The 9,110-nt window shown below is 72.7% G+C and carries 9 protein-coding genes; 6 read left to right on the top strand and 3 right to left on the bottom strand.

Annotated elements, in window-relative coordinates:
• Positions 1–1,467: sensor histidine kinase (locus ACZ3UD_RS34040; protein WP_465596682.1), on the bottom strand; the 1,467-nt coding region annotated here is incomplete at its 3' end.
• A gap of 461 nt (positions 1,468–1,928) precedes the next feature.
• On the opposite strand from ACZ3UD_RS34040, the gene ACZ3UD_RS34035 reads away from it, so the two are divergent.
• The gene (locus tag ACZ3UD_RS34035; protein ID WP_465596679.1) at positions 1,929–2,120 is read left to right on the top strand and encodes a hypothetical protein; all 192 of its coding nucleotides are present in this window, start codon (positions 1,929–1,931) and stop codon (positions 2,118–2,120) included.
• A 25-nt stretch (positions 2,121–2,145) separates the two neighbouring features.
• On the opposite strand, the gene ACZ3UD_RS34030 is transcribed toward ACZ3UD_RS34035, so the two are convergent.
• Complete coding sequence (locus ACZ3UD_RS34030) at positions 2,146–3,387, bottom strand: Mu transposase domain-containing protein (RefSeq protein ID WP_465596676.1); 1,242 nt, start codon at positions 3,385–3,387, stop codon at positions 2,146–2,148.
• A gap of 510 nt (positions 3,388–3,897) precedes the next feature.
• On the opposite strand from ACZ3UD_RS34030, the gene ACZ3UD_RS34025 reads away from it, so the two are divergent.
• From ACZ3UD_RS34025 to ACZ3UD_RS34010, 4 genes are all read left to right on the top strand, one after another.
• Complete coding sequence (locus ACZ3UD_RS34025) at positions 3,898–4,044, top strand: hypothetical protein (RefSeq protein WP_387613679.1); 147 nt, start codon at positions 3,898–3,900, stop codon at positions 4,042–4,044.
• A 60-nt stretch (positions 4,045–4,104) separates the two neighbouring features.
• A complete protein-coding gene (locus tag ACZ3UD_RS34020; protein ID WP_465596672.1) occupies positions 4,105–4,782 on the top strand; it encodes a DUF2637 domain-containing protein in 678 nt (225 codons plus the stop codon).
• A gap of 143 nt (positions 4,783–4,925) precedes the next feature.
• Complete coding sequence (locus tag ACZ3UD_RS34015) at positions 4,926–6,434, top strand: MFS transporter (RefSeq protein ID WP_465596669.1); 1,509 nt, start codon at positions 4,926–4,928, stop codon at positions 6,432–6,434.
• Entirely contained in the window at positions 6,431–7,051 is a 621-nt protein-coding gene (locus ACZ3UD_RS34010) for a TetR/AcrR family transcriptional regulator (protein ID WP_465596666.1), read from the top strand. The genes ACZ3UD_RS34015 and ACZ3UD_RS34010 overlap by 4 nt, the downstream gene beginning before the upstream one ends.
• Before the next feature lie 61 nt (positions 7,052–7,112).
• Here ACZ3UD_RS34010 and ACZ3UD_RS34005 read toward each other — a convergent pair whose 3' ends face one another.
• A complete protein-coding gene (locus tag ACZ3UD_RS34005; protein ID WP_465596663.1) occupies positions 7,113–7,835 on the bottom strand; it encodes a TetR/AcrR family transcriptional regulator in 723 nt (240 codons plus the stop codon).
• A 108-nt stretch (positions 7,836–7,943) separates the two neighbouring features.
• On the opposite strand from ACZ3UD_RS34005, the gene ACZ3UD_RS34000 reads away from it, so the two are divergent.
• Complete coding sequence (locus ACZ3UD_RS34000; protein WP_465596660.1) at positions 7,944–9,029, top strand: alpha/beta fold hydrolase; 1,086 nt, start codon at positions 7,944–7,946, stop codon at positions 9,027–9,029.
• The last annotated feature ends 81 nt before the right edge of the window (positions 9,030–9,110 follow it).

The raw sequence follows: 9,110 nt of genomic DNA, 5'->3' as shown, positions 1-9,110 counted from the left end.
GCCCAGGGTCAGGCCGCGTGCCTTGAGCGGCGTGGAGACCAGCGAGTGGACCCCGTACGCGAGGATCCGGTCGGCGGTCTGCGGGTCGCGTGCCCGCCAGGCGTGTGCCTGGTGCAGGTCGGCGACGAGCGCGGCGCGCCCGCTCCCCATGGCAATGGCCTCCGGTGTGCCGGGCAGCGGGCTGATCTGCGAGCCCACCGGGTAGAACGGCCGGTCCTCGCGGATGCCGCCGGCGGCCACCCGGCGGATCCGCGGGCCTCCCGCGACGCCCGTGCCCGGGAGCGGCTCGTCACCGCGCAGCACCGCCTCGGCCAGCTCGACGGTGGCGAAGTCCGCGAAGCGCGGCACCACCGCGTCGACCAGCTCCTGAGCGGTCCGCTCCACGTCCAGGGTGGTGCCGACCCGTACACCCGCGTCGTAGAGCAGCTTCAGCCGGGCCCGCGCCGCCTCGGCCTGCCCGGCCAGCGCCCGCAGCTCGGTGGTGTCGCGGATCGTCGCGACGCTGCCGGACCCGCCGCCGAACGGCTCCGTGGGGCGGCTGCTGACGGCGAGCAGCCGGTCCTCGGCCGGGTACACCTCGTCGGTGGCGGCCCGCCCCGACGCCAGCAGCTCCGCCAGCCCGGGAACGAGCCCGAGCTCGGTGACCGGCCGTCCCTCCACCTCCGGCGCCAGCTCCAGCAGCCGCCGGGCCTCGTCGTTCGCCAGCACCACCCGCGCGTCCCCGCCGACGATCAGCACGCCCTCGCGGACCGCGTGCAGCACCGCGTCGTGGTGCTCGTACATCCGCGTCATCTCGGCCGGGCCCAGGCCGTGCGTCTGGCGGCGAAGCCGCCGCCGCACCAGCGCCGCCCCGCCCGTCCCCACGGCGAGCGCGGCCGCCGCGCCGCCGAACAGGACCGGCAGCTGCCGGTTCACCGCGCCGCCCGTGTTCTTGACGTAGTACCCCACCGAGAGGAACCCGGCAACCGAACCGTCCGGCCTGGTGATCGACACGGTGGTGTCCACGTCTGGTCCCAGCGGTATGTTCTCGGTCACGGTGTACGGCCCCTTCAGGGCCGGCTGGTAGTCGCCGTAGACGTGCTGTCCGATCAGCTCGGGATGGGCGGTCTGGGCGTAGCGGGTCCCGTCGGCGCCGAAGATCACGATGTAGTCGAAGCCGCCGTTCTTCTGCACGTCCAGGGCCAGCGGCTGCAGCACCGCGGTCGGATCGGCGCTGTCCAGAGCAGCCGCCAGCCCGGGATAGCGCGACAACGTGACGGCCGCGGCGCGCGTGCTGTGCGCCGCATCACTCGTCGCGTAGTTGTGGGCCTGCAGGATGAGCGCCGTCAGGGCCGCGCCGACCAGCAGCACCACGACGACCAGCAGCCACAGGAACACCTGCCCGGCGACACTGCGCACCCGCAGCCGCGAACGCAGTCGCCCACGAGCGGACCGGTGTTGCTCCGGTCCGTCCTGTGCCTTGCTCAAGGGCATGCTCCCTGTGTGCGTCCGGGCTGTCCCCGCGCATCCGGTCCCCCTCCTCCACGCTGCCACCCTGCCCGAAGACGCGCACGCGCGAAGCCCACGGCGGGCCAGGCAGATCGCCGGCCGGGAACTGGTGGCTGCGGTGAGGACACCACCGGGGACGCCCCGGGGTGGTGGGCTGTCTGCCCGTGGGTGCGCCACGAGGCGCCGAGGAGAGTCCATGGACGCGCCCGGGCCCGGGGTGGAAGACGGCCCGGGAGCGAGCCGGTCCGGCAGCGGACTCGACGGCGCGGAGCAGCCAGCGGCCCAGGCCCTGGCCCTGGCCGCGCAGGTCGGGGCGACGCGGAGGCGACCCACGTGCCAGTCGGTGCCGATGCGCCGGGCCCGCGCCATGCCCAGGAGGCGGCCGTCCCGCCGGGGCCCCGTGGTGTGCCAGGTCGCGAGCCGGTCGCGGACCTGCTGCGGTGGCTCGTGCAGGGCCGGGACGGCCGCGGTGTTGCCTCCTCGTCCTCACCGAGCGCGGCTTCGACACCCTCGCGAACGCCGCCCCGGCTCACGTCGCCTCGGTACGCCACCACTTCATCGACCGGCTCACCTCCCAGGACCTCGTCGCCCTCGAAGAAATCGCCCGGAACGTGCAGGGCCCCGAAGACTGAACCGGTCACGCGGTGGGGGGACCTCTCAGCGATCCTGGCCTTCGTCGTCCGCCCCCGCGCGTCCGCCGCCGAACGCGCGCAGCGCCTGCGCCTCGGCCAAGGCCTGCCGTGAGAGCGGCTTGCGCCGCCAGCCGTCCCGGCAGGCGGGGACCTGGGGGCGCGCCAGGCGGGCGGGGCGCTCCAGGACGCTCGTTCCGGCGCCGTCGGCCATGCTCCGGGCCGACCCGGGCGGCGCGAGCCGGTGGCGGGCGATGACGGCGCCTGTGGGGGTCGCGATCGACAGGTACGGCTCGTCCAGCCGGTGGTGGACCGTCACCAACGCGCCGGCGAGGTCGGGCTGAACCGCGTAGAAGCTGTCGCGGTACGGCACCAGCCCCTGAGCGCCGACGACCCGGTGCGTGCACAATCGCGCGGGGAACGGGGTGGCCGGCAGGGCCGGCAGCCGGTGGCCGTCCTGGGCGTCCTGGCACAGCGCGAGCCGATCCAGCTCCTCCTGGGCACCGGTCAGCCAGATGTCACGCGCGGAGCCGTGCCACCAGTCGCGCAGCACCGCGCCCCTGGCCTCGTCCGGCGGGTCGACGTGGTCGGCCGGACCGAGCTGGACTGCCGCTCCGTAGTAGCGGGCCACCCGCGTGAAGGCCGGCTTCGGCTGGCCGGTCGCGGCGGTGCACGCGACCGGCGTCCGGCCGAGCCGCCAGCATCCGGGGGTGCCACCGAACCGGCGCAGTACCCGGTCGATCGCCTCCACCAGGTGCGGGAGGTCGTCGCCGTCGCTCAGCACGCCGCGCCAGCGACCGGAGGTGGTGAGGGTGCCGATCAGCAGCTGCGCGTGGGTACCGCACCCCCACCACGCCGGTGGGGCGGGCAACCGGAGCCAGTCGAACCGGATCTCCTGGCCGCCTCGTGGCGCGTCCGCCGGCCCGCCCGGATACCCACCGGGCGGGCAGTGCGCACAGGGCGGGCGCAGCAGGTGCCGACGCAGCGCCCGGGTGAAGGTGGAATAGGCGCCGGGGTAGCCGAGCTCGACCACCTCCGCGAACAGCCGGGTCGCCAGGAGGTGCGGGTCATCGGCCAGCCGCTGCCGGCAGTAGGGCAGGAAGAGCAGGAACACGTCCGGCGTCGCACTGCGCACGCCCGCGACCCGGCCGCCGCCGAGATAGGACCGCACCGTTTTGCGATCGCGCCCCAGATGCCGGGCGATCGCCGAGATCGACCAGCCCTGGAGATGCAGCTCCCGCATCTCCAGATATTCCTTCCTGGCGAGCATTCCAGTCCCCTTGCCGAAACCGGCTAAAAAATCATGCCGGGTGCACGTGGATGGCGGATTCTTCCAACGAGCCAAAGACCTTACATGAGTCTCCGGAAGATGCGAAGCGGGCAGGATGTCTACACCACTGATTCGTTGAGAATTCCGGGGAGGACGTGACCCCTCCGCGTGCGCCACCCCATCGCGCCACCCGGGGAGAATCACCAAGCGGGTGCGAGCGGTTATGAACATATGACCACTGCCCCGACGGGTGGGGAATTTTCGGGAGCACCATACGGAATCTTTAATCCGGCAGCCCGGGTGGATCGACCGAGGAATTCCAGGTAGCATGCAGGAAATGAGCTATTAAAGGTCGCCCGGATTGCGGATATTCGATGGGCCATCCCCGTCGTTGACCGGGGCATGGGTGTAATTCATCAATGGCAAAATTTGCCCCCGGCAGACCGGGACCCCGTATGCAGCGTCGGCACCTGGCTTTTTGTGCCCGATCGTCGAAATGCCGCAGGAGACGTGCAGTGCGGCTACCTGGCACGCAACGGGGAGCGCGTCGTCCTGGCGCACTGCTCCCGACTGCTGGCCGACTTCCTGCGTACGATCCGCCACCTCCAGGAGAGCCACGCCCAGCGTGCCGGCTCCTCGGCCCCGGCCGAATGCTGACCCGCGCGACTCGGCGACGGGCGAGCAGGGCAGCGGACGGCACAACGTTGGGAGTTGGCGATGTACGACCCGATGGGCGAGTCCTCCGCCTGGTTCAGGACCGGGGCCAGTGTCCTCGGCGCTCCGACCACCGAGGGGTGGGTCAATTGGGAGAGCGGGCAGCCCGGGCCGCGCCACGCCTACGCGTCGCTGGACGACCTCAGCCTGCTCGACACCGTGCCGCACCAGGCGACGCGGGAGCCCGCTCCGGCCGTCCGGCACCGCCGCGAACAGTCGGTGACATCGTGGCCGCTGGTCTTCCGCAAGCTGTTCGGGGTGCTGACGGCCGTAACGGTCACCGCCGTCTGCGTGCTGGACTGGCTGCTCTGCTACAACCCGCTGCGCGACCTCGCCGGACCCCGGGTGCCGCACGGAATGGACCACCTGTGGCCGGTGATCATCTACGGGCCGTGGCTGGTGGGCAGCCTCTCGACGCTGCGCAGCACGCTGGAATCACGCAGGCTGGTGCACGCGTGGGTCGTGGTGGTCGTCTTCTCCGGCATCGCGACGGGGCTGTGTTCCTTCGAGGTGTACCGGACGTCTCTCGATCCGCTCGACATCGTCGTCGCGGGCCTGCCGCCGATCACCTCGGCCGTCTGCTTGCACCAGTTGGTGCGTCAGCTCGCAGCGGCCTCTCGTCCCCGCCGCCCGTCGCCACGGCACACCGACCACCGGGCGTCGCGGCGGCGAAGGCGCTGAGCCCGGCGCGGCGGCGGCGATCCCCTGTCGATCCGGGCTTCTACTCGACGGGTCGGGTATGTCATCATGCGATGACATCGTCTGATGACATCGCATGATGACAGCCGTCAGACACTCGATCTCCGACAAGGGAGGGCGCGTCCATGGAGACCCGAACGGGCCTGTCGACGCGACGTGAGCGGGCCCTGGTGCCCGTGCTGGTGTTCCTCAGTGGCGTGGTGGCGGTGATCAGCAGCCTCGGTGCGCCGATGATCCCGACCATCGCGGCCGTCGACCACGTGTCGCTCGCCGAGGCACAGTGGTCGCTGACCATCACGATGCTGGTCGGGGCGGTCGCCACCCCGGTGCTCGGACGGCTGGGCGACGGGCCGGCCCGGCGTACGGCCACCCTCGCCGCCGCCGCCATGGTGGTGGTCGGCAGCGTGCTGGCCGCGCTGCCGCTCGGCTTCGACTCGCTGATCGCCGGGCGCGCCCTGCAGGGGGTCGGGGTCGGGCTGACCCCGCTGGCCATCGCCACCGCGCGGGACGCGCTGCCCGGCCCGGCCTCCCGCTCGGCGGTCGCCCTGCTCTCCATCACCACCGTCGCCGGCGTCGGCCTCGGCTACCCGATCACCGGCTTGATCGCCCAGTCCTTCGGCCTCTACGCGGCCTTCTGGTTCGGCGCCGTGATCAGCGCGCTCGCCCTGGCGCTGGCCGTCCTGGTGCTGCCCCCGACGACGGACCGCGAACGACGACCGCTGGACGCGCTCGGCGCGGCGCTGATCGGGCTGGCGCTGGTCGGACTGCTGCTGGTGCTCAGCGAGGGCGAGAGCTGGGGCTGGGCCAGCGCTCGGCTGTGGACGGTGGCGGGCGTCTCGGTGCTGCTGCTGGTCGGCTGGGTGTGGCACGAGCTGCGCGCCGCCCACCCCCTGGTGGAGCTGCGCAGCCTGACCAACCCCGTGGTGCTGACCGCGGACGTGGCCGCCCTGGTCGCGGGCGTCGGGATGTACCTGCTGTTCTCGCTGGTGATCCGCTACGTCCAGACCCCGGCCAGCACCGGCTACGGCCTGGGCGCCTCGGTCGTGGTGGCCGGCCTGGTGCTGCTGCCGTTCTCGGCGCTCAGCCTGCTGTCCAGCAAGGTGGTCCCGGCCCTGGCCCGGCGCACCTCGTCCGCCCTGGTGCTGCCGCTCGGCTGCGCGGTCTCACTGGTCTCGGTGCTGGTCTTCCTGTTCGCCCGTGACCACCTGTGGGAGCTCCTGGTGGTGATGGGGATCGCCGGGCTCGGCGTCGGCTGCACCTTCGCCGTGATGCCGGGGCTGATCGTCAACGCGGTGCCCGCCGACGAGGTCGGCAGCGCGGTCAGCTTCAACCAGCTGCTGCGCACCGTCGGCTACTCCACCGGCAGCGCGTTGTGCGGCGCCGTCCTCCAGGCGCGCACCGCGCCGGGGCAGCTGCTGCCCGCCGACAGCGGCTACCGGGACGCGGCGCTGATCGGCTGCGCGGTGTGGGTGGTGATCGGGCTGACTACGATCGTCCTGCCGCGGCTCAGTGCCGCGACCGCCGCCCGCAAGGGTGCCCGCGTGGACGAGGAGCTGATGGTGGAAGAGAGCATCGCCGACGGCGTGGCCGGCGAGGGCGAGGTGCCCGTGCTGCGGGCCGGAGCCGAGCGGTGACCGAGGCGGCCCCCGGGGCCGACGGGCCCACCGTCGCGGACGGCGGACAGCCGGAACCCGCGACCCCACGGCGCCGGGACGCCGCCCGCAGCCGGGAGCTCCTGATCCGGGCGGCGATGGAACTCTTCGCCGACCGCGGCTTCGAGCGCACCACCATCCGGGAGATCGGCGACCGGGCCGGCGTCGACCCGGCGCTGATCGCCCGCTACTTCGGCGGCAAGACCCAGCTCTACCTGGCCACCGTGCGCATGGAGCTGGGCGACTCGGCACCGGCCGACCTGCTGGACGACGACCGCCTGCGCACCCTGGTGGAGCGGCTCACCCGCCGCGGCCCCGGCCCCTCCTTCATGGCCGCGGTCCTGCCCGGCGACAACACCGAGGTCCAGCAGTCCGCGCGCACCTACCTCCACGAACGGATGGTCGAGCCGCTGCACCGCCGCTTCGCCGCCGAACACGTGGACCGCCCCCAGCTGCGGGCCGAACTCGCGGCGGCCGCCTTCGCCGGGATCATCCTGGCCCGCTCCAGCGGAGCCTTCACCGAACTCGCCAAGGCCGAGCCCGAGGAGCTGTTGCCCCTCCTCCACGACCTCCTGGCCGCCAGCCGCCCGACCGCCTAGCGGGGGCGGCCGGCCCCCACCGCGGCCTCGGGCCGGCGCGTCGCCTGAGCGGGCCGGTCCGCTAGGAGGGCTGGTCGACCAGCAGCTGGACGCCGTCGAGGATCCGGGCGAGGCCGAACTCCAAGGGGTCGACCGGGTCGGGGGCGAAGGCGCCGGCGGCGATGGCGCGGGTGAGAGTGGGGAAGCGGTCGGCGTGGCGCTCCAGGAGCTCGCCGGTGAGGCGGTTCCACTCCCGGCTGTGCTGCTCGTCGAAGTCGAGGTCCTGCTGGACGAGCGTACGGACCAGGCCCGCGACCAGCACGAAGACCCGGTGCTGCTCGGCCGCGGTCAGCCCGCTGGGCTCCAGGGCGGCGAGGGCCGCGTCGAGCCAGCCGAGCTGGTTGGGGCCCATCAGCTGACGGCGCATGGCGGTGGCGGCCAGTAGCCAGGGGTGGGCGCGGTGGGTCGCCGCGGACCGGCGGGCCCAGTCGGTGATCCGCTCCCGCCAGCCGGTCCCGGCCGTCGACGGGTCAGGGGCCTCGGCGAGGACGGACTCGACCATCAGCTCGATCAGTTCGGCCTTGCCGGGCACGTAGCGGTAGAGCGCCATCGCCGACACGCCGAACTCGGCGGCGACCTTGTTCATCGAGACGGCGTCCAGCCCCTCGGCGTCGGCGATCACCACCGCGGCCGCGGCGATGCGCTGGGGGGTCAGGCTCGGCTTGGGCCCCCGGGTCGGCTGGTCCTGCTCGCCCCACAGCAGTGCGATGCCCGCGCGCAGGTCACGCGCCTTCTCCCTGGCCATCCGACGCTCCCTCTCAGCTGGTGTTCCGCGGTGCCCGTTGACACCGCCCAGAACTGTATATACCTTAAACGCATCTGCTGACGCGATAAACAGTTTGGGAGACACGCCGTGCTTGCCACCATCGCCACCCTCTCCGCCGCCGCTCTCACCGCTCCCGTCGCCGGACTGCTGGGCTACCGGCAGCTCAAGCGCGCCGCGTTCGCCGAGCGGCTGCGGATCACCGGCCCGAAGGGGATCGAGGAGGCGGGCTTCGTCCGGATCGGCGGCATCGACCAGTGGGTCTCCATCCGCGGCGAGGACCGCGACAACCCGGTGATCCTGGAGATCCTGGGCGGCCCCGGCTCCTCCAACCTGGTCTTCATCCCCCGCACCCGGGGCTGGGAGAAGCACTTCACGATCGTGCGCTGGGACATGCGCGGCGCCGGCTTCACCTTCGCCGCCACCGGCCCGGAGGGGCAGGGCGAGCTGAGCTTCGAGCGGCTGTACCACGACGCCCTGGAGGTCACCGAGCACCTGCGGACCCGGCTCGGTGTCGACCGGCTGCTGCTGGTCGCCAACTCCTTCGGCACCGTCCTCGGCCTGCGGCTGGCCCGCAACCACCCCGAGCTGTACTCGGGTTACGTCGGCACCGACCAGAACATCATCGACGGCGGCCGGGAGCGCTCGGCCTACGACGCGCTCGTGGGCCGACTGCGCGCGGCGGGCCGCAAGAAGGAGAAGGAGCTGGCCACCGCCCTGGCGATGGGCGCCGACCGGTCGACGTGGACCACCAAGGACGTCGGCGAGTACAACAAGCTGGTCCTCACCAGCGACCCGCTCTCCTTCGACACCATGAAGACCGTGGTGGTGCGCTCACTCTGGTTCTCGCCCCTGCACACCCTGCGCGGCCTGCGGTCGTACCTGAAGGCCATGGAGTTCTCCGAGCGCCTCCAGCTGGAGGCCGCGGCCTTCGACGAGCGCGCCGAGGGGACGGAGTTCCGGATCCCGTTCTTCGTATTCCAGGGCGACAGCGACGTCCTCACCCCGCCCGAGCCGGCCAAGCGCTTCTTCGACGAGGTCACCGCGCCGGTCAAGGAGTTCGCGCTGATCCGGAACGCCAGCCACTTCGCGGGCTTCCGCCACCCCGACCAGTTCCTCGACCTGATGCTCACCGTGGTCCGTCCGGCGATCACCGACCGGCCGGTCGCGCGCTGAGCGCGGCGGCAGCCGTCACTCGGCCACCACGGCTATCTCGTGCCTCGCCGCCACGGCGGAGCCCGGGCGGGTGCACCGCAC

The sequence above is a fragment of the Kitasatospora sp. NPDC023118 genome, from assembly GCF_055560875.1.
Note: the sequence above shows the minus strand (reverse complement) of the source record. Positions and strands in the feature narration are given on the sequence as shown.